The organism is Niveispirillum sp., from assembly GCF_017996735.1.
GTDB lineage: Bacteria > Pseudomonadota > Alphaproteobacteria > Azospirillales > Azospirillaceae > Niveispirillum.
Window position 1 is genome coordinate 16596 of sequence record NZ_JAGOGJ010000066.1, and the last position, 20873, is coordinate 37468.

At 65.5% G+C, this 20873-nt stretch carries 19 protein-coding genes; 11 read left to right on the forward strand and 8 right to left on the reverse strand.

Features of this window, described 5'->3' with window-relative positions; genetic code table 11:
- Positions 1–119 precede the first annotated feature (119 nt).
- From KBA48_RS19405 to KBA48_RS19420, 4 genes are all read right to left on the reverse strand, one after another.
- Entirely contained in the window at positions 120–416 is a 297-nt protein-coding gene (locus KBA48_RS19405; RefSeq protein ID WP_292909405.1) for a hypothetical protein, read from the reverse strand.
- Complete coding sequence (locus KBA48_RS19410) at positions 413–2035, reverse strand: cisplatin damage response ATP-dependent DNA ligase (protein WP_292909407.1); 1623 nt, start codon at positions 2033–2035, stop codon at positions 413–415. Before KBA48_RS19410 ends, KBA48_RS19405 begins: the two co-directional genes overlap by 4 nt.
- A gap of 139 nt (positions 2036–2174) precedes the next feature.
- A complete protein-coding gene (locus KBA48_RS19415) occupies positions 2175–3194 on the reverse strand; it encodes a ligase-associated DNA damage response exonuclease (protein ID WP_292909409.1) in 1020 nt (339 codons plus the stop codon).
- Complete coding sequence (locus KBA48_RS19420; protein ID WP_292909410.1) at positions 3194–4738, reverse strand: AbgT family transporter; 1545 nt, start codon at positions 4736–4738, stop codon at positions 3194–3196. The genes KBA48_RS19415 and KBA48_RS19420 overlap by 1 nt, the downstream gene beginning before the upstream one ends.
- Before the next feature lie 120 nt (positions 4739–4858).
- Between KBA48_RS19420 and KBA48_RS19425 the strand changes: the two genes are divergently transcribed.
- Positions 4859–5065 (forward strand): hypothetical protein, encoded by a 207-nt coding sequence (locus KBA48_RS19425; RefSeq protein WP_292909411.1) that lies wholly within the window; start codon positions 4859–4861, stop codon positions 5063–5065.
- Positions 5066–5077: 12 nt separating this feature from the next.
- Here KBA48_RS19425 and KBA48_RS19430 read toward each other — a convergent pair whose 3' ends face one another.
- Together KBA48_RS19430 and KBA48_RS19435 are read right to left on the reverse strand one after the other, a co-directional pair.
- On the reverse strand, positions 5078–5353 hold the full coding sequence (locus KBA48_RS19430) for a type II toxin-antitoxin system RelE/ParE family toxin (protein WP_292909412.1): 276 nt from the start codon (positions 5351–5353) through the stop codon (positions 5078–5080).
- A 9-nt stretch (positions 5354–5362) separates the two neighbouring features.
- Positions 5363–5554: a hypothetical protein gene (locus KBA48_RS19435; protein WP_292909414.1), complete on the reverse strand. Its 192-nt coding sequence runs from the start codon at positions 5552–5554 to the stop codon at positions 5363–5365.
- A gap of 183 nt (positions 5555–5737) precedes the next feature.
- On the opposite strand from KBA48_RS19435, the gene KBA48_RS19440 reads away from it, so the two are divergent.
- Both KBA48_RS19440 and KBA48_RS19445 read left to right on the forward strand, forming a co-directional pair.
- Positions 5738–8011 carry an NADP-dependent malic enzyme gene (locus tag KBA48_RS19440; protein ID WP_292909416.1) on the forward strand — a complete coding sequence of 758 codons (2274 nt, stop codon included), beginning with the start codon at positions 5738–5740 and terminating at the stop codon, positions 8009–8011.
- Positions 8012–8177: 166 nt separating this feature from the next.
- A complete protein-coding gene (locus KBA48_RS19445) occupies positions 8178–9593 on the forward strand; it encodes an ATP-binding protein (RefSeq protein ID WP_292909418.1) in 1416 nt (471 codons plus the stop codon).
- Between the two features lie 138 nt (positions 9594–9731).
- On the opposite strand, the gene KBA48_RS19450 is transcribed toward KBA48_RS19445, so the two are convergent.
- Positions 9732–10757, reverse strand: coding sequence for an AraC family transcriptional regulator (locus tag KBA48_RS19450; RefSeq protein ID WP_292909420.1), 1026 nt, complete (start codon positions 10755–10757; stop codon positions 9732–9734).
- Between the two features lie 120 nt (positions 10758–10877).
- Here KBA48_RS19450 and KBA48_RS19455 point away from each other — a divergent pair, with 120 nt between their 5' ends.
- Both KBA48_RS19455 and KBA48_RS19460 read left to right on the forward strand, forming a co-directional pair.
- Entirely contained in the window at positions 10878–12062 is a 1185-nt protein-coding gene (locus KBA48_RS19455; protein WP_292909422.1) for an acetyl-CoA C-acyltransferase, read from the forward strand.
- 25 nt (positions 12063–12087) lie between these two features.
- Complete coding sequence (locus tag KBA48_RS19460; RefSeq protein ID WP_292909424.1) at positions 12088–13215, forward strand: acyl-CoA dehydrogenase family protein; 1128 nt, start codon at positions 12088–12090, stop codon at positions 13213–13215.
- Positions 13216–13453: 238 nt separating this feature from the next.
- Here the strand turns inward: KBA48_RS19460 and KBA48_RS19465 are convergent, their stop codons facing one another.
- Positions 13454–13975, reverse strand: coding sequence for a hypothetical protein (locus KBA48_RS19465; protein WP_292909426.1), 522 nt, complete (start codon positions 13973–13975; stop codon positions 13454–13456).
- A 279-nt stretch (positions 13976–14254) separates the two neighbouring features.
- Between KBA48_RS19465 and KBA48_RS19470 the strand changes: the two genes are divergently transcribed.
- From KBA48_RS19470 to phoB, 6 genes are all read left to right on the forward strand, one after another.
- Entirely contained in the window at positions 14255–15295 is a 1041-nt protein-coding gene (locus KBA48_RS19470) for a substrate-binding domain-containing protein (protein ID WP_292909428.1), read from the forward strand.
- A gap of 136 nt (positions 15296–15431) precedes the next feature.
- Positions 15432–16895, forward strand: a complete 1464-nt coding sequence (pstC, locus tag KBA48_RS19475; RefSeq protein WP_292909430.1) for a phosphate ABC transporter permease subunit PstC — start codon at positions 15432–15434, stop codon at positions 16893–16895.
- Positions 16888–18207: a phosphate ABC transporter permease PstA gene (pstA, locus tag KBA48_RS19480; RefSeq protein WP_292909432.1), complete on the forward strand. Its 1320-nt coding sequence runs from the start codon at positions 16888–16890 to the stop codon at positions 18205–18207. The genes pstC and pstA overlap by 8 nt, the downstream gene beginning before the upstream one ends.
- A gap of 2 nt (positions 18208–18209) precedes the next feature.
- Entirely contained in the window at positions 18210–19013 is an 804-nt protein-coding gene (gene pstB, locus KBA48_RS19485) for a phosphate ABC transporter ATP-binding protein PstB (RefSeq protein WP_292909434.1), read from the forward strand.
- Between the two features lie 73 nt (positions 19014–19086).
- The gene (gene phoU / locus KBA48_RS19490) at positions 19087–19812 is read left to right on the forward strand and encodes a phosphate signaling complex protein PhoU (RefSeq protein ID WP_292909436.1); all 726 of its coding nucleotides are present in this window, start codon (positions 19087–19089) and stop codon (positions 19810–19812) included.
- 194 nt (positions 19813–20006) lie between these two features.
- Positions 20007–20714, forward strand: coding sequence for a phosphate regulon transcriptional regulator PhoB (phoB, locus tag KBA48_RS19495; protein WP_292909438.1), 708 nt, complete (start codon positions 20007–20009; stop codon positions 20712–20714).
- The last annotated feature ends 159 nt before the right edge of the window (positions 20715–20873 follow it).

Below are 20873 nucleotides of genomic sequence, written 5' to 3' on the forward strand. Positions count from 1 at the left end.
CCATGGATGGGGGCGCTGGCGATCGAAGGGTTTGAAAGGGTGTCCATCGGTCAGTCTTTCAAGCCGCTGCTATAAGCAGAAGGGCGGGCGGGTTCGCAAACGGCCCTGCCCGATCTGTTTCAGGGCTGTTTTTCTTCCGTCGCCTTCTGCTGGCGGAAGGCCTGGGCCTCCTGTTTCACCTGTTCGGCATGGGCCTTGGCCTCATCCTCGGACAGCAGCGAGGGGAAGACGGCGATGGTCTTGTCTTCCAGCTTGAAATAGCCCATGCCGATCCCGGCGATCCAGGCGGGGATGGTCAGCGCACCGATGCCGGCCGCCACCAGGCCGATCAGACGCGTCTTGTTCCGCCCCATCTTCAGGCGGCGGATGGTTTCGTCCGATACCGGCTCCGCCGACCAGGCGCGTTTCAGCTTCATGATGCCACCATCCTCTCCAAAACCTCCAGCCGGTCGGCCTCTGCCGCCGGCTTGTCCCAGCGCAGCCGCGATACGCGGGGAAAGCGCATGGCGATGCCGCTCTTGTGCCGGGTGGAGCGGTGGACGCTGTCGAACGCCACCTCGAACACCAGACCGGGCGCCACCTCCCGCACGGGACCGAAACGGTTGGTGGTATGGTTGCGCACCCAGCGGTCGATCTCCACCAGCTCCGCGTCGGTGAAGCCGAAATAGGCCTTGCCGACGGGCACCAGTTCGCCCCCATCCCCCGGCGTACCGCGCCAGGCGCCGAATGTATAGTCGCTGTAGAAGCTGGACCGCTTGCCATGCCCGCGCTGGGCGTACATCAGCACACAATCCGCCGTCAATGGCCCACGCTTCCACTTGAACCAGGGGCCCTTGGGCCGGCCGCCGATATAGGCGCTGTCACCGCGTTTCAGCATCAGCCCTTCGATGGCCCCATCCTCCACCCCGGCATCGCGGGCCGACAGGCGCAGATGGGCCAGATGGTCGCAGTCGGTGAAGGGGACCAGGGGGGACAGATCCATGCAAGGCGGACGGGTGCGGGCGAACCAGTCCTCCAGCCGGCGGCGGCGTTCGTCAAAGGGCAGGGCGCGCAGATCCTCCGCCCCATCAAACAGCATGTCGTAGAGCCGCACCCAGGCGGGGAAGTCACGCAGCATGGGGGCGGTGACCCGCTTGCGGTTCAGGCGCTGTTGCAGGTCGTTGAAGGGGGCGACGCGGCCCTCACGGGCCACCAGCAATTCGCCATCCAGGACCGCATGAAAGCCCATATGGGCCGCGACATCGGGGAAGGCGGCGGCGATCTCATCCCCGGTGCGACTGTAGAGCCGGGCCTTGTCGGGTGTGCCGCGCGCCACCAGTTGCACGCGGATACCGTCCCATTTCCATTCGGCCCGGTATTCGGCCGGGTTCAGGACCTGGATGTCCGCTTCCTCCAGCGGGTGGGCCAGCATCATGGGACGGAAGCCGCCCGTATCGGCCACACAAGGCTTTTCCGCCGTGCCGGTCAGCCAGCCGAACAGGGCGGCGTAGGGGGCAGACAGGCCGTGCCACAGTTCCTCCACCTGTTCCACGCTGGCCTCCACCCCGTTGGCAGTGGCCCAGTCGACCAGGGCGGTCTTGGCCATGCGCGCCGATACGCCGATACGCAAGCCGCCGGTGATCAGCTTCAGCAAGGCCCAGCGGCCGGTGGCGTCCAGCGTGTCCAGCCAGCCTTCCAGCAGGGCGGGGACGGTCCCGCGTTTGGCGGCGGCCAGCCCCTCGACAACCTCCGACAGACGGGGCGGGGGATGGTTGACGCCGGGCGGGGCGGGCCAGATCAGGGCCACCGTTTCGGCCAGATCGCCCACAAAATCATAGGACCAGCCGAACAGGGCCGGGTCCACGCGGGTCGCCACCAGTTCCTTGATCATGCCGGCCTTGGCGGCGGTGAAGGACAGGTCGCCCGTCAGCGCGGCCAGACCGTATCCCCGGTCGGGATCGGGCGCATGGTCCAGGTAGTCGGCGATCAGGCGCTGCTTGCCGTTGCGGGACGGCATATAGGCCAGGGCGTCGAGCAGGGTGGCGAAGGCTTGCATGGGTTGCTCCCTCACCCTCCCACTGTCGTGGGCGAGGGGCGGAAATTGAAGTGGCCCGTGGTTTCGCCCCTCGCCCGCTTGCGGGAGAGGGAGGGGCCCGAACGCGTCAGCGTTTGGGAGGGTGAGTGAGCAACCATCCTCATTCCTCCTCCCCGAACCCCACCAGATGCAGGGGCTTGGCCTTCACACCCTGAGTCGTGGCCCAATGGACCAGGGCTTCCTCGCTGCCATGGGTGACCCAGAGCTCCCCCGGTGCCACGTCCTTCACCGTCTGGCACAGCTCGTCCCAATCGGCATGGTCGGACACGATCAGGGGTAGTTCGATCCCGTGCTGTCGCGCGCGGGCCCGCACCCGCATCCAGCCCGACGCATAGGCCGGCAGCGGGTCCGGCATCCGGCGCAGCCATTTGTCGGCCATGGCCGATGGCGGGGCCAGCACGATGCCGCCGCGCATGGATGAGGCATCGGCGACCGTCGCGGGGCGCAAATCTCCAAGCTCCACGCCCTGTTCCTGATACAGTGCGCAGAGCGGCAGGTGGGCGCCATGCAGATAGAGCGGCTGGTCATAGCCCGCGCGGCGCAGTTCGGCGATCAGCCGCTGGCACTTGCCCAGCGCGTAACAGCCGACAACGATGGTGCGTTCGGGGAAGACCGACAATGTGTGCAGCAGGCGGGCGATCTCGCCTTCCACCGGCGGGTGCCGGAAAACCGGTAACCCAAAGGTCGCCTCCGTAATGAAGGCATCGCAAGGCACGGGTTCGAAGGGATCGCAGGTGGGATCGAAGCGGCGCTTGTAATCGCCCGACGCCACCACCCGGCTGCCCCGCCATTCCATCACCACCTGGGCGGACCCCAGGACATGACCGGCGGGGACAAGGGTCACCGTCACCTCCCCGATGCGGATCGGCTGATGATAGGGCAAAGGCTGCTGCGACAGTCCCGCCCCGTCACCCAGGCGCGCCCGCATGATGGCGAGCGTGCCGGAGGTGGCCAGGACATGTGCATGCCCTGGCCGTGCATGGTCGGAATGGCCATGGGTGATCACCGCGCGATCGACAGACCGGGTCGGGTCGACATGGAAGCCGCCCGGTTCCACCCACAGGCCCCCGCCGCGTTCGGGCGGGCAGGGAGTGATCCAACTGTCGGGCGCGGGGATCATCAGGACGCCGCCGGCATGTGGACAAAGGACCCCGGACCCAGCGGCAGGCCCAGCATGTACCAGCCGCAGAACAGCGCCATCGCGCCGATGCCCATCCACATCGCCAGCGGCAGCATGGTGGCCAGTAGGGAGCCAATGCCGAACGACGGCACATAACGTTTGCACATGACCAGGATCAGCGGGAAATAGGGCAGCAACGGCGTGATCGGGTTGGTGAAGCTGTCCCCCACACGATAGGCGGCCTGCGTCGCCTCCGGCGTGATGCCCAGCAGCATCAGCATCGGCACCATCACGGGCCCCAGGATGGCCCATTTGGCCGATGCGCTGCCGATCAGGATATTGATCAGGGCCGAGACGATGATGATGGCGATCAACAGTGGCAGGCCGGTGAAGCCCGCCTCCTTCAGGAAGGCCGCCCCATTCACGGCCAGGATGCCGCCCAGATTGGACCAGCCGAACAGGGCGATGAACACCGCACAGCAGAAGGCCAGCACGATATAGCCGCCCATGTCGGACATGGACTGGCTCATCATCTTCACGACGTCGCGGTCATTGCGGATGACACGCGCGCCGATACCATAGGCGATGCCGATGACCAGGAAGCTGATGAACAGGACCGCCACGATGCCGCGCAGGAACGGTTCGACGGTGCCATTGGCATCGCGCAGGATGGCGCCTTCCGGTACCACGGCCACGCCGAACAGGGCGGTGATGGCCAGCAGCGCCAGACCGGCAAAACGCAGCCCGCGCTTCTCGCTGGCTTGCTTCTCCGCGCTGGGTTCATCCAGGGTGAGGATCAGGCCGGCCGCGACCGGGGCCGTGCGCATCAGACGCGGTTCAATCAGCCGTTCGGTGACGATGGTGCCGATGATGGTGAACAGGGGCACAAAGGCCGCCATCAGGTACCAGTTGGACGTGGCCAGCACCTCATAGCCGGGATCGACCAGACGGGCCGCCGCCTGGCTGATCCCGCTCAGCAGCGGGTCCAGTGAGGTCACCAGCAGGTTGGAGGAAAAGCCCCCCGACACGCCGGCAAAGGCCGCCGCGATGCCTGCGATGGGATGGCGTCCGGAGGTATGGAACAGCATGCCGGCCAGCGGGATCAGCACGACATAGCCGGCATCGGTGGCCATGCTGGACTGCACCCCGGCAAAGACCACGATCAGGGTCAGCAGACTTTTCGGCACGGCGCGGACCAGCGCGCCCAGCGAGACGCCGATCAACCCGGTCTTTTCCGCCACCCCGACGCCCATCACGCAGAGCAGCACGACCGCCAGGGGCGGGAAACTGGCGAAGATGGTGGGCAGGTCGGTCAGGAAGCGGCGGATATTGTCCGCCGACAAAAGATTGGTGGCCGCCAGTTCCTTGCCGGTACCGGGATGGATGGCCGACACGCCCATGCCCGACAGGACGACGGAAAGAACCACCAGAATGACGATGGCGATCAGGAACAGGGTGGCCGGATCCGGCAACCGGTTCCCCACCCGCTCAATCGCCCCCAGAATGCCGCCGCCCGCTTTTTCCTCGATGTCCGAAACTGCCATGTTTTGCCTCTTATGCCATGCGCCCGTTTATCGGACGTCGCTGGCGAAGATAGAGCATGCGGGCGGGTCGGGCGAGGGGGCGTTCATGACAAAAGCGCCGATCCGTGACAGGCTGGACCCATGGAAATGGTCAACGGATATCGCTGCGAAAGCTGCGCCGACGTGGCGCTGGCCAAACGCGGCCTGGACCCCGCCAAGGGCAACCAGTCACCCCTTGAGCGGGCGCAGGAGGAGGCGACCAAGGCCGGCCTGACAGTGCAGCCGCTGGGCGTGAACCAGCCGCTGGCCACGGGTGTAAGGGGGACGGTGTTGAATATCGTGGTTTGAGGGTGGTTTGTCCTATCCCCGGTCCTGCGCCCCGTGCCAGACGCGCAGGATGCGGACATCGTCGCCGTCCGTGGCTTCATAGACCAGGATATAGGGATGCACGACGGCCAGTTCCCGCGTGCCGTCGGGCCGGGCCTTGCCGCGTTTGGGGAAGGTGGATAGGCTGTTGCCGGCTGTCAGCAAACGTGCGGCCATCCGGTCACCTGCCGCTGGATTGTACAGGTCGATGTAAGCGATATGGCCGGTAAGGTCAGCGATGGCCTGATCGGTCCAAATCACCTGCCCCATGGACTCACTTCAATCCTGTCGCTTCAGGGTATGGGAGTAAGGAGGCGGGGGCCGTTCACCGTTAGCCAGACGCTGAAGCCATTCTGCCACCACCGCATGCGGCACGACCCGACCGGCGGCCACGTCGGCGCGTGCTTCGGCGATGGCGCGGGCCTTACGCACCTCATCCACATCATCGAAGATCGAACCGGCCTGTTCCATTGGATGAGTATCGCATCCGCTTCACCCTTGGGCAAGTCATAGGCCGCGCTGACGGCTGTTGCGTCATTTTCGCAATGTCATGGGTCTGGAAACGGTAGCATTCGGTCGTTACGATGCATACCAACATATCAATCCGTATCGGCGGGGGCGTCGGGCGGACCATAAAAGAGGATTGTTGGGAAAATGGCCGGTATCGACAAGCGCATTACCGAGGAAGAAGCCCTTCTGCTGCACAGCAGCGGGCGCCCCGGCAAGTTGGAAATCACCCCGACCAAGCCGATGGCAACACAGCGCGACCTGTCGCTGGCCTATTCGCCGGGGGTGGCCACGCCCTGCCTGCGCATCCATGCCGACCCGTCCACGGCCTATGATTACACGGCCAAGGGCAATATCGTCGCCGTCATCTCCAACGGTACCGCCGTGCTGGGCCTGGGCGATCTGGGTGCGCTGGCGTCCAAGCCCGTGATGGAGGGCAAGGCCGTCCTGTTCAAGCGTTTCGCCGATGTCGATGGCATCGACCTGGAGGTCGATACCCGCGATGTGGAGGAATTTATCAATTCCGTCCGCTATCTGGGTCCCAGCTTCGGCGGCATCAATCTGGAAGACATCAAGGCCCCGGACTGTTTCATCATCGAGCAGCGCCTGCGCGAGCTGATGGACATTCCCGTCTTTCATGACGATCAGCATGGCACGGCCATCATCGCCGCCGCCGGCCTGTTCAACGCGCTGGAAATGACCGGCCGCGACATCAACGAGACCCGGCTGGTCATCAATGGCGCCGGTGCGGCGGCCATCGCCTGTGCCGAACTGTTCAAGTCGATGGGCATCCCGCACGGCAATATCACGCTGTGCGACACCAAGGGTGTGGTCTGGAAGGGCCGGACCGAAGGCATGAACCAGTGGAAATCAGCCCATGCCGTGGTGACCGATGCCCGTACGCTTGCCGATGCCGTGGCCGGGTCCGACGTGTTCGTGGGCCTGTCGGCCAAGGGGGCGATGACGCCCGCCATGGTGAAATCCATGGCAAAGAACCCGATCATCTTCGCGCTGGCCAACCCCGATCCGGAGATCACGCCGGAAGAGGTGCGGCAGGTGCGCGATGATGCCATCGTGGCCACGGGCCGGTCGGATTATCCCAATCAGGTCAATAATGTCCTGGGCTTCCCCTATATCTTCCGCGGCGCTCTGGACGTGCGGGCCAGCACCATCAACGACCAGATGAAGATCGCCGCGGCGAAGGCCCTGGCGGCGCTGGCGCGCGAAGATGTGCCGGATGAGGTGGATGCCGCCTATTCCGGGCGCCGCCTGCGCTATGGCCCGGAATATATCATTCCGGTGCCGTTCGACCCGCGCCTGATCTCCACCATCCCCGCCGCCGTGGCCCGGGCCGCCATGGATACGGGCGTCGCGCGCAAGCCCATTGTCGATATGGACGAATATCGCCGGTCCCTGCGTCTGCGCCTGGACCCCACGGCCGACAGCTTGCAGTTGATCGCCGACAAGCTGCGCAGCAACCCGCGCCGGGTGGTGTTTGCCGAGGGCGAGGAGGAGCGGTCCATCCGCGCCGCCATCGCCTATCGCTCGGGCGGGTTCGGGCATCCGGTCCTGATCGGGCGCGAGAATGTGGTGAAGGAGAAGCTGGCCAGCCTGGGCATGAGCGGGATCGAGCCGCTGGACATCCAGAACGCCAAGTTCGGCGCGCCGGAGATCGAGCGCTATACCGACTTCCTGTACAAGCGTCTGCAGCGGCGGGGCCATCTGCACCGCGATTGTCAGCGCTGGGTCAACCAGAACCGCAACGTCTTTGCCGCCTGCATGGTGGCCACGGGTGATGCGGACGCCATGGTGACGGGCCTGACCCGGTCCTTTGCCGTCAGCTTCGAGGATATCGAGCGCGTCATCGACCCGCAGCCCGATCATATCGTGTTCGGCCTGTCGGTGCTGGCCACCCGCACGCGTACCGTCTTCATCTCCGACACGACGGTGCATGAGCGGCCGACCCCGGAACAACTGGCCGATATCGCCATCCAGTCGGCCCGCATGGCCCGGCAGATGGGCCATGAACCCCGCGTCGCCTTCCTGTCCTTCAGTAATTTCGGCCAGCCCCTGCGCGACCGCGCCGCCCATGTGCGCGAAGCCGTGTCGCTGATGGACAAGCGTCGGGTCGATTTCGAATATGACGGCGAGATGTCGGCCGATACCGCGCTTGATTACGATTTGATGAAGCGCCTGTACCCGTTCGCGCGCCTGTCGGGGCCGGCCAATGTGCTGATCATGCCGGCACTGCACGCCGCCAATATCGGGGCCAAGCTGCTGCACAAGTTCGGTGGCGGCAACCTGATCGGCCCCTTGCTGATCGGCATGGACAAGCCGGTGCAGGTGGTCCAGATGGGCGCCACGGTCAACGAACTGACCACGGCGGCCATCATGGCGGCGCATGACAGTCTGGCGCGTTAAAGGGGAGCACGTCGCATAAGGGCGAAGCCCGAATGCGACGTGATTTACTCTTTCGAACCACGATTATTAAGTTTCCGTGATGCTGTTACCCTGGCCCTGCGGCAATGTTATTTCCTCCGGTCCCGCCTTGTGGCGGGAGGGAAAATGACAAGAATGGCGGGGACAGATGCGGTGGTATGAGGTGCGGCCGGTCCGGTTCGTGCTGATCGGCGTGGCGCTGGTCGGGCCGACGGTGGCCATTCTGCTGGCCCTGCTGCTGGCGGGGCATGTAGATGCCATTGTGGCGTTGCCGGCGCTGCTGGTGAATGTCGCCCTGGCGGTCGCCATCCTGCGCATGATCCAGACCGACACACGCCGCCTCACCGATTATGCGGAGATGCTGGGCGAGGCGTCGGCGCCGCTGTCGCCGCCTGATGTCACCTCCGTCACGGCGGCCTTCATCGCATCGGCTATGGCGCGGGCGCAGCAGGGTTGGCTGGACCGCGAAGGCCGGGATGCCAGCCGCGCCGGCCTGTATGAGGCGCTGATCGACCAGTTGCATGACCCGGTCATCCTGCTGGGACCGGGGCGGGTGGTGCGCCGCGCCAACCAGGCGGCGTGCAAGCTGTTCGGCGACCGGCTGCTGGACCGCGATCTGGCCAGTTCGGTGCGCACGCCCAGCCTGCTGGAGGCTGCCGACGCCGTGCTGGCCGGCGGTGCGTCGCGCACCGTGGAGGTGCTGCTGCCGGTGCCGGTGGAGCGCACGCTGCAGGCGCGGGTGAAGCCGTTCCGCCCGCCGGGGGAGGAGGGGCCGCTGCTGGTGCTGCTGACCCTGCATGATATCACGGTGCTGAAACGGTCTGAGCAGATGCGCGCCGACTTCGTGGCCAATGCCAGCCATGAGTTGCGCACGCCGCTGGCCGCCTTGATCGGCTTCATCGAGACGCTGCGCGGTCCCGCCAAGGATGATCCGGCGGCGCATGAGCGGTTCCTGGGCATCATGTTCGACCAGTCGAACCGCATGTCGCGGCTGGTCAACGATCTTCTGTCCCTGTCGCGGATCGAGATGGATGAGCATTCCCCGCCCACGGCCGAAGTGGATGTGGGCAAGATCGTGCGCAACGTGGCCGCCACGCTGGAACTGCGCGCTGCGTCACGTAAAGTGAAGCTGCGGCTGGAACAGCCGGACAGCCTGCCGCCCGTGGTGGGCGACGAGGATCAATTGTCCCAGGTGTTCCAGAACCTGATCGACAATGCCATCAAGTATGGCAAGGAGCAGACGGAGGTCACTGTGGCCCTGACCGCGCCCGTCCAGGGCAAGGCGGGGGGCGTGCGCGGGCCGGCCGTGATGGTGGCCGTGACGGACCGGGGGGACGGCATCGCCCGCACCCATCTGCCCCGCCTGACGGAACGGTTCTACCGTGTGGACCCGGCCCGGTCGCGGGCGCTGGGCGGCACGGGGCTGGGGCTGGCCATCGTGAAGCATATCGTGAACCGCCATCGCGGCCGCCTGATCATCGACAGCGAGGTGGGTAAGGGCAGCACGTTCAGCGTGGTTCTGCCAGCGGCGAAGGCCGTGGAGGTCAAGCGGGAAGCGGGCTGAACGGCATTAAATCCGCGTCCCAGTGATCGTCAGCGATCACTGGGCTTCAATCGCCAGCGCCGCCATCCGGCGGCTCGGCTACGCGCCACGTGGCGCGCGGCGGCAGTCGCCGCCGTACCCATTCCCGATGAGTTCAGCTCAACGGGAATGGGTATAACCTGCCGTCCTCCTGTATCGCGCGGGGGTGGTGCCGGTCCATTGCCGGAAGGCGCGGTTGAAGGCGGCGGGTTCGGCAAAGCCCAGTTGGGCCGAGATATCGGCGATGGACAGGTCCGGCCGGCTCAACGCCACCTTGGCCAGATCCAGCCGCAGCCGGTCCTTGATGGCCTGGAACGAGGTTCCCTCCTGTCGCAGCAGGCGGCGCAGGGTGGCGGGCGAACAGCGCATGGCCGCCGCCGCCGCCTCCGCGCCCGGCCATTCGGTGGGCGGGCGCCGGCGCAGCAGGTTGGCGATGCGGCGGCCATAGCCATCCGGGTTGCGATACTTCACCAGGAAGCTTTCCGGCGCCTGGTTCAGGAAGCTTCGCGCCGACCGGCGGTCCTGTGCCACGGGTAGCGACAGCAGGGCGGCATCGAACCACAGGCGGCAATGATCCTGGCCAAAGCGCAGTTGCGTGCCGAACAGCACGAAATATTCGGCCCCATGGGCGGGTTCGTCATAGGGAAGGCAGGCCTCGTCGATGGCGATGCGGCGGCGGACCAGCCAGCAGGCCACGCCATGGATATAGACGAACAGCGTCTCCACCGCGAAGACGGGCAGGGCGTGGCCGGGCCGGGTCGGCGCGATCTCCAGCGCTGCGCGCCGCCCGTCGCGCCGCACCGACACGCACAGATCATCGAAGATGGTGTTGTAGGTCCGGCAGAGCAGGTTCAGCGCCCCACCCAGATCACCCCCGCCGCCCAGCGCCAGCAGGCAGGCCAGGGCGAAGCTGCCCAGCTTCATACGGCGGCTGTCCTGGCCGAAAAACTCGTCATCCAGCAACTGCGCCACCTCGCGCAGCAGGGCGGCATAGGACTGCACCGGCACACGTGCCATCGGCTGGCCCAACAGGGCGGGCGCGATGCCGGCCTTGCGCAGCACCGGGGCCGGCTCCATGCCGCGTGCCCGCAGCCCGTTCAGGGCGGCCGCCACGAAATGGATGGAAACACTGCCTTTCTCGACCATGGCGACCCATTCGGGATTGACATAAATGATCAGGAAATTTGATCAAAACGGTTATGGTTGATCGGAAGGGACAAGTCTAGGCTATGTCCAAGCAACCAATCCAGACGCCAGAGGAATGCCATGAGCGCCGATCCCATCGTCATCGTGTCCGCCGCCCGCACGCCCATGGGCGGCATGATGGGTGATCTGTCCGGCCTGACGGCGGCCCAACTGGGTGCCGTCGCCGTGAAGGCGGCCGTGGAGCGGGCCGGCATTTCCGGCGACAGCATTGATGAGCTGCTGATGGGCAATGTCCTGCAGGCGGGGCAGGGGCAGGCGCCGGGCCGTCAGGCGGCACTGGGCGCCGGGCTGCCGCTGTCGGTCACCTGCTCCACCGTCAACAAGATGTGCGGCAGCGGCATGAAGACCACCATGCTGGCCCATGACCTGATCCTGGCCGGCAGCGCCGATATCGTGGTCGCCGCCGGCATGGAAAGCATGTCCAACGCGCCCTATCTGCTGGACCGGGCGCGCGGCGGCTACCGCTATGGCCATGCCACCATCTATGACCACATGGCGCTGGACGGTCTGGAAGACGCCTATGAACGCGGGCGCGCCATGGGCACCTTTGCCGAGGATACGGCGGCGCATTTCGGCTTCACGCGTGAGGCGCAGGACGCCTACGCCCTGGAAAGCCTGCGCCGCGCCAAGACCGCCGTGGAGGATGGGACCTTCGATACCGAAGTGGTGCCGGTGACGGTGAAGGGCCGCAGCGGGGAGACCATCGTCTCCAGGGATGAACAGCCCGGCAAGGGCCGCCCGGACAAGATCCCGACCCTGAAGCCCGCTTTCCGCAAGGATGGCACCGTGACCGCCGCCAACAGCAGTTCCATCAGCGACGGGGCCGCCGCCCTGGTCCTGATGCGCGCGTCGGAGGCCGAAAAGCGGGGCCTGTCGCCGCTGGCCCGCATCGTGGGCCATGCGGGCCATGCCCGCGCCCCGGCCTGGTTCACGACCGCCCCGGTCGGCGCCATGCAGTCCCTGTTCGCCAAGACCGGCTGGACGGCAAAGGATGTCGACCTGTTCGAGATCAACGAGGCGTTCGCGGTGGTCGCCATGGCGGCCATGAAGGAACTGGACCTGCCGCATGAGAAGGTGAATGTGCATGGCGGCGCCTGTGCCCTGGGCCACCCGATCGGCGCGTCGGGCGCGCGTATCCTGGTGACGCTGCTGCATGCCCTGAAGAAGCGCGGCCTGAAGCGCGGGGTCGGCAGCCTGTGCATCGGCGGTGGTGAGGCGACGGCGATGGCCGTGGAATTGCTCTGACCTACGGCCTTGACAGGAAACGCAAATGATCCTCACCGAAGAACAGTTGATGATCCGCGACATGGCCCGGCAGTTCGCACGCGAACGGCTGGCGCCCGGTGCCGCCGCCCGTGACCGCGAAAGCCGCTTTCCCGCCGATGAATTGCGGGAAATGGGCGATCTGGGCCTGCTGGGCATGGTGGTGCCCGAGGAGTGGGGCGGGGCAGGGGTTGACGCCGTATCCTACGCCCTGGCGATCGAGGAGATCGCGGCCGGCGATGGCGCCATCTCCACCATCATGAGTGTGCATAATTCGGTCGGCTGCGCGCCCATCCTGAAATTCGGCAATGAGGAGCAGAAGGGCCAGTATCTGCGCCTGATGGCGACGGGCCGGATGCTGGGCGCCTTCTGCCTGACCGAACCGCAGGCGGGGTCCGATGCCTCGGCCCTGAAGACGCGGGCGGTGAAGGATGGCGACCATTATGTGCTGAACGGCGCCAAGCAGTTCATCACCAATGGCCAGAATGCGGGCGTGGCCCTGGTCTTCGCCGTCACCGACCCGGCGGCGGGCAAGAAGGGGATTTCGGCCTTCCTGGTGCCCACCGATAATCCCGGATACAAGGTGGCGCGGCTGGAGCACAAGCTGGGCCAGCGCAGTTCCGATACGGCCGAAATCCTGCTGGAGGATGCGCGGGTGCCGGCGTCCGCCATGCTGGGCAAGCCGGGCGAAGGCTATCGCATCGCGCTGGCCAATCTGGAAGGCGGGCGTATCGGCATCGCGGCCCAGTCCGTGGGCATGGCGCAGGCGGCGTTCGAGGCGGCGCGCGATTATGCCCGCGACCGCGTGTCGATGGGCGTGCCCATCATCGAACACCAGGCCGTATCCTTCCGTCTGGCCGATATGACCACCCGGATCGAGGCGGCGCGGCAACTGGTGCTGCACGCAGCCAGCCTGCGCGGGGCGGGCCAGCCCTGCCTGAAGGAAGCGTCGATGGCCAAGCTGTTCGCATCCGAAATGGCCGAGCGCGTCTGTTCCGACGCCATCCAGACCTTCGGCGGCTATGGCTATGTCGAGGATTTCCCGGTGGAGCGCATCTATCGCGACGTCCGCGTCTGCCAGATCTATGAGGGCACCAGCGATATCCAGCGTCTGGTGATCGCGCGCAATCTGTGAGGTTGGGGCGGGATGGTGACGCGAAGGCGTTCAGGTGAAATCTGGACCGGCGCTGTTGCCCTCACCCTCCCACCCGCTTGACAGCGGGCGGGCCCCTCCCTCTCCCGCGACGCGGGCGAGGGGCGAAATCATCCGGAATGTCAAGTTGGTCCCCTCGCCCAAGAAGGTGGGAGGGTGAGGGAAAGCGTGCGGGTGGGGTAAAACGCCTGCCATCGACCCGTGTTTCACGCTGCCACCCTCACTGCGGCTTTTCGGCTTTCTTCCTCTCGGCAAATTCCTTGGCCTCGGGTGCGTGCAGGCCGCCATCGGCCAGGAATTTCCAGGACCCGTCCGTCTGCTTGCGCCAGATGGTGACATAGCGCGAGGGGGGCAGTTCCTCTCTGGTGCCGTCCGGCTTCTGCCGGAAATAGCGGGCCTTGCCCCAGGTATAGCCCAGGGTGCCGTCGGCCGAGATGGCGCCGTCCACCGGACCCCAGTCGATCTCCAGCCCCGGACCGAACAGTTTGGCCAGATCGCCCGCATCGGTGCCGGGCACGGGGTCGTTCAGCATCAGGACGCGCGGTTCGGCATATTCGGCGAAGGCCGGGCCGGGCCCCACCTGTTTGGCGCGGGCCGCGAAGGCGCGGTCGGCATCCATCACCCCCTGGGCCGGGTGGTTCTGGGCCATGACCGGCAGTGTCATGATTGTTGCGCAGGTCAGCGCCCCGAAGCCACGCGCCAGCGCACCGGTCTTACGCCGGTTCTTGTCCGAAAGCCCCATGTCCAGTTCCTTGCAAAAGTGAAATCTCCCTGTGATTTCAATGGTGAGGCAGGATGGGGCATCTGCCAACGGCCAATGTGTAACACGACTGTATCGCACCGGGTCTGGGGTACTTTCCGGGGCTGGTGTCATGGAACTGTAACGTGGATGTAGTATTTGCGTCTCGCAGCGCAGCTATGGTCCCGGCACCCAGCAGGGACATGGCCACATTCAAGAAGGCGGGCGTCAGGGGATGCCAGGGCCTTCGGTGTGCCGCCCAGTCAACCGGAGGCCCTTGTCGTGACCACCAAGAAGCTCGTCCTCGCCGCCGTTCTTGGCGCCGTTTCCTTCGTCGGCCTGGCCGGCGCCGCCGCCGCCCGCGACCAGATCCGCATCGTCGGTTCCTCCACGGTGTTCCCCTTTACCTCCACGGTTGTCGAGCGCTTCGGCCAGACCACGAAGTTCGGCGCTCCGATCCTGGAGTCGACGGGCACCGGCGGCGGCATGAAGCTGTTCTGCTCCGGCGTTGGCGCCGATTTCCCGGACGCCACGGGCGCTTCGCGCGCCATGAAGGCCAGTGAATTCGACACCTGCCAGAAGAACGGCGTCGAGCAGATCACCGAACTGGTCATTGGCTATGACGGTCTGACCTTCGCCCAGTCCAAGAAGGGCGCCCAGATCAATGTCACCAAGGCCCAGCTTTTCGCCGCCCTGGCCAAAGAAGTCGAAGTGAACGGCCAGATCGTTCGCAACCCGCACAAGACCTGGAAGGATGTTGACGCCTCGCTGCCGGCGGTCGAGATCGAGGTTCTGGGTCCCCCGCCGACGTCCGGTACCCGCGACGCCTGGGTTGAGCTGGTGATGGAGACGGGCTGCAAGGAATTCCCGGCCATCAAGGCCCTGGACGCCACCCGCCACGCCGCCGTCTGCAAGACCATGCGTGAAGACGGCGCCTTCATCGAAGCCGGTGAGAACGACAATGTGATCGTGCAGCGCCTGGTCGCCAACCCGAATGCCTTCGGCATCTTCGGTTACAGCTTCCTGGAAGAGAACATGGACAAGCTGCACGGCGTGCCGGTCAACGGTATCGAGCCGAAGTACGAGACCATCGCGTCCGGCCAGTATCCGGTGTCCCGTCCGCTGTTCGTGTACTTCAAGAACCAGCATTTCGGCGTGATCCCCGGCCTGAAGGAATTCCTGGCCGAATACGCGTCGGAGCGCGCCATGGGTGATGAAGGCTACCTCGGCGACAAGGGCTTGGTGCCGCTGCCGGCGGACAAGCGCAAGGCGGCCGAGCAGGCCGCGCTGAAGATGACCCCGATGGCCAAGCCGGCTTCGTAATGTGCAAGACCGGGCCGGTGCAGGACTCTTGCACCGGCCCGGTGTATAAGCAGATGGCGGAACCGGCGGCGTCAGACCTGATGCCGCCGGTTTGCCGTAACCGGTAAATTCCCCTGACAGCGGCGGATCGACCCACATGTCAGTCACCTTGACCGTAGCCGTCCTGTTGTTCCTGTCGCTGGCCGGATTCTGGCTGGGGCGCAACAGGGCCGTGGCCGTGGCCGGCGGACGTATCGCCAATCTGCACTCCGTTCCTACCTATTATGGCACCTACATGGCATTGTGGGCCGGTCTTCCGGCCCTGGTGTTGATCTTGGCCTGGATGGCGCTGCGCGGCACCGTCATGGACTGGATGGTGCTGTCGGCCATGTCGCCGGAACAGCTTGAGGCCTGGGCGCGTGTCATGCTGGCCCCGGCGGAGTTGGAGGCGCTGCTGCCGACCATCGCCGATGGCGCGTCGGCCCTGACCCAGACGCACCGCCAGCTACTGCTGATCAATATCGGCAATCTGGCCGCAGGGCAGGCGCTCTATGTTAACCCCGGCGTCATCGACGCCATCACCCCGGCGGCCGGACATCTGTCGCAACTGCGCGGGCTGGCCGACTGGACCCTGTTCGGCGCCGTCATGGCGCTGGCGGGCGGGACCCTGGCCTTCACCTGGTCGAAGATCGGTCCGGAATTCCGCGCCCGTAACAATGTCGAACGCATCGTTACGGCATTGCTGGTGCTGTGCTCCACCATCGCGGTGCTGACCACCGTCGGCATCGTGCTGTCGCTGCTGTTCGAGAGCATCCGGTTCTTCACCAAGGTGCCGGTGACGGAGTTCCTGTTCGGCCTGCAATGGTCGCCGCAGACGGCGATCCGTGCCGATCAGGTGGGATCGTCGGGTGCCTTCGGTGCCGTGCCCCTGTTCACCGGTACCCTGCTGATTGCCACCATCGCCATGATCGTGGCGGCCCCGGTCGGCCTGATGTCGGCCATCTACCTGTCGGAATATGCGCCCAAGCGGGTGCGCGGGCTGGTGAAGCCGATACTGGAGATCCTGGCCGGCGTTCCCACCGTGGTCTACGGCTTCTTCGCCATCCTGACGGTGGCGCCGTTCATCCGCGACCTGGGCGCCTTCTTCGGCATCCCCATCTCTTCACAAAGCGCGCTTGCCGCCGGCGTGGTCATGGGCGTGATGATCGTCCCCTTCGTGTCGTCGCTGGCCGATGACGTGATCAACGCGGTGCCGCAGTCGCTGCGCGATGGTTCCTATGGCCTGGGTGCCACCAAGTCGGAGACGATCCGCCAGGTGGTGATGCCCGCGGCCCTGCCCGGCATCGTGGGCGCTATGCTGCTGGCCGTCAGCCGCGCCATCGGCGAGACGATGATCGTGGTGATGGCCGCCGGCCTGCAGGCCAGCCTGACCCTGAACCCGCTGGCCAGCGTCACGACCGTGACGGTGCAGATCAAGTCCATCCTGGTCGGTGATCAGGAGTTCGACAGTGCCAAGACGCTGTCGGTCTTCGCCCTGGGTCTGGTCCTGTTCCTGGTGACCCTGGCGCTGAACGTTATCGCCCTCCGCATCGTCCAGAAATACCGGGAAAAATATGACTGAGATCGCAGAGCCGATGCAGACAGCAGCCCCCGTGTCCCTTCACACCGGCAACGCCGCCACCAAGCGACTGAAGGCGCGCTATGCCGCCGAGCGCCGCTTCCGCCTCTATGGCATCCTGGCCATCGTTTTCGCCTGCTCGATGCTGGTCATCCTGCTGTCGACCCTGCTGAAGGAAGGCACCTCGGCCTTCTTCCAGACGGAGGTCAAGCTGGCCGTCACCATCGATGCCGGCACCATTGACCCGCAGGGGACGGGCAACCCGGCCGAATGGGACCGTGGCGCCTTCCAGACGCTGGTCTCCGACGCGCTTTACAAGGAATTCCCCGAAGTGACGGGGCGCCTGGAAAAGCGTGACGTGCGCGGCCTGATCAGTCCCGTGGCAGGTGTGCGCCTGGGCCAGATGCTGGACAAGGATCCGTCCCTGGTCGGGCAGACGATCGAAGTCTGGCTGCCCGCATCGGACGGCATCAACCAGATCGTCAAGGGTGGCATCGACCGCGACCTGCCAGAGCTACAGCGTCCGATCAATGACCAGCAACTGGCCTGGTTCGACAGCCTGGAACAGCGTGGTGATGTGCGGTCGGCCTTCAACACCACCTTCTTTACGGCCAGCGACAGCAATTACCCGGAACTGGCGGGTCTGCTGGGCGCGGCGGTGGGCACGCTGCTGACAATGCTGGTCACGCTGGCCATATCATTGCCCATCGGCGTCGCGGCGGCCGTCTATCTGGAAGAGTTCGCGCCCAAGAACCGGTTCACCGAGATCATCGAGGTGAATATTAACAATCTGGCGGCCGTGCCCTCCATCGTGTTCGGTCTCTTGGGTCTGGCGGTGTTCCTCAACTTCTTCGGCATGCCGCGTTCGGCCCCGCTGGTCGGCGGTCTGGTGCTGGGCCTGCTGGTGCTGCCCACCATCATCATCGCCAGCCGCGCCGCGCTGAAGGCGGTTCCGCCCTCGATCCGGGAGGCGGCGCTGGGCATGGGCGCGTCGAAGCTTCAGGCCGTGATGCACCATGTGCTGCCGCTGGCCATGCCGGGCATCATGACGGGCACCATCATCGGCATGGCCCATGCCGTGGGTGAGACGGCACCGCTGCTGATGATCGGCATGAATGCCTTCGTCACGTCCGCTCCGGACAGCCTGCTGGCCAGTTCCTCGGTTCTGCCGGTGCAGATTTTCATCTGGGCTGACAAGCCGGAACGCGGCTTTGTCGAACTGACCTCGGCCGCCATCCTTGTGCTGCTGGCCTTCCTGATCCTGATGAACGGTGCCGCCATCTGGCTGCGCAAGAAATTCGAACGTCGGTGGTAACCATGGACAGCATGACCCTGAACAAGCCCGTGCAAGCCGCCGTCACCCAGCCGGTGAAGATGTCGGCCCGTGACGTGAAAGTCTTCTACGGCGCCAAGCGTGCCCTGCACGGCGTCAATGTCGATCTTTACCAGAACGAGGTTCTGGCCATGATCGGCCCCTCGGGCTGTGGCAAGTCCACGTTCCTGCGGACGCTGAACCGTATGAACGACACGATCGATATCTGCCGCGTCGAAGGCAAGATCCTGCTGGACGGTCAGGACATCTATGACCCCAGGCTGGACGTGGTGCAGTTGCGCGCCCGGGTCGGCATGGTGTTCCAGAAGCCGAACCCGTTCCCCAAGTCGATCTATGAAAACGTGATCTACGGTCCCAAGCTGCATGGTCTGGCCACCCGCAAGGACGAGTTCGACGCCATCGTCGAAACCTCGCTGAAGCGCGCCGGCCTGTGGAACGAGGTCAAGGACCGCCTGCACGAGCCGGGCACCGGCCTGTCCGGCGGCCAGCAGCAGCGCCTGTGCATCGCCCGCGCCGTCGCCGTCAGCCCGGAAGTCATCCTGATGGACGAGCCCTGCTCGGCGCTGGACCCCATCGCCACCGCGCATATCGAAGAGCTGATTGACGAGTTGCGCGAAAGCTTCACGATCGCCATCGTCACCCACAACATGCAGCAGGCCGCCCGCGTGTCGCAGCGCACGGCCTTCTTCCATCTGGGTGATCTGGTGGAAGTGGGTGATACGGAAGAGATTTTCACCAATCCGCGCGACGAGCGCACCCAGGGTTACATCACCGGCCGTTACGGCTGATGTGTCATACCGTGGGTCACGCCTGACCCACGGATGATCATCGCCCCGCCCCACAATTCAGGGACCCACGTCCATGTCGCCGACCGAACATACCGTCAAGTCCTTTGAGGCGGAACTGCAGCGCCTGTCCAACCTGATCGCCCAGATGGGTGGCGTGGTGGAGGCGCAGGTGGAAGCGGCCGTGCAGGCCGTGGGTCGCCGCGATGTCGAAGGTGCCACCAAAGTCATGCAGGGAGATGCTCGCCTGGACGAGTTCGAGCGGCAGATCGAGCATGACGCCATCCGCATGCTGGCGCTGCGTGCGCCCGTCGGCGTGGACCTGCGCGAGGTGCTGGCGGCCCTGAAAATCTCCGCCGATCTGGAACGCACGGGCGACTACGCCGCCAATATCGCCAAGCGCTCCATCGCGCTGGCGCAGCTTCCCGTGATGCGCCCCGCCGGCACCATCCCGCGCATGGGCCGCCTGGTGCAGGAAATGCTGAAGGATGTGCTGGACGCCTATATCGACCGCGATGTCGACAAGGCCGTGGCCGCCTGGCACCGGGATGAAGAGCTGGATGATCTTTATACCAGCCTGTTCCGCGAGGTTCTGACCTATATGATGGAAGACCCGCGCAACATCACGCCCTGCACGCACCTGCTGTTCATCGCCAAGAACCTGGAACGCGCCGGCGACCATGCCACCAACATCGCCGAAACAGTACATTTCCTCGTCAAGGGCCAGCCGCTGACGGCGGAACGGCCCAAGGGCGACAAGTCCAGCTTCACCATCATCGAACCGGTCGAGGGCGAGGGCTGACGCTGTACCCGGTGATCGTCGCTGATCACCGGGCCTCAATCGCCGGCGCCCACATCCGTGGGCTTGGCTTACGCGCCATGTGGCGCGCGGCGGCAGTCGCCGCCGTACCTGAATTCGATGATCCCTGATCGTCGAAAACAGGTTGGGGCCAGCCCCCGACCAGCTTGTCGCAACGCGTAACCCCAGGAAACCCGATGAACGCCGCCTTGAAGCCGCTGATCCTGGTTGTCGAAGACGAGGTCGATCTCGTCACGCTTCTGTCCTACAACCTGGAACGCGAGGGCTTCCGGGTCATCACGGCCGGTGACGGGGAGGAAGCCCTGCTGCTGGCCGATGAGCGCAGCCCGCATCTGATCCTGCTGGACTGGATGCTGCCGCTGATGAGCGGGCTGGAGGTCTGCCGCCAACTGCGCCGCAATCCCAAGACCCGCGAGACGCCCGTCATCATGCTGACCGCGCGCGGGGAGGAGGCGGACAAGGTCCGTGGCCTGAACAGCGGTGCCGACGATTACCTGTCCAAGCCGTTCAGCCCCACCGAACTGGTGGCCCGCATCCGCGCGGTCCTGCGTCGCGCCTCGCCGGGACTGGCCGAGGAACTGCTGCGCTTCTCCGACATCTCCATGGATCTGGCGGCCCACCGCGTGCGGCGCGGCGGCCGTGACATCCATCTGGGCCCGAAGGAATTCGCCCTGCTGCGCCATTTCATGCAGCATCCCGGCCGCGTCTTCTCCCGCGAGCAGTTGCTGGATATCGTCTGGGGTCACGACGTCTATGTCGAGCTGCGGACCGTCGATGTGCATATCCGCCGCCTGCGCAAGGCGCTGAACGAGACGGAAGAGCAGGACGTGATCCGCACCGTCCGGTCGGCGGGATACGCCCTGGATACCAAGACGACGATGTGATGGGAAAGGGCCGCCGGGTAGGGCGGCCCTTCTGGTATGGGAGCCTAGTTGCCGCGCCCTCACCCTCCCATTGGCTGACGCCAACGGGCCCTCCCTCTCCCACTTATACCAGGGCATGAAATCTTGACCTTCGGTCAATCTTTCCTGCCCCTCAAGCGC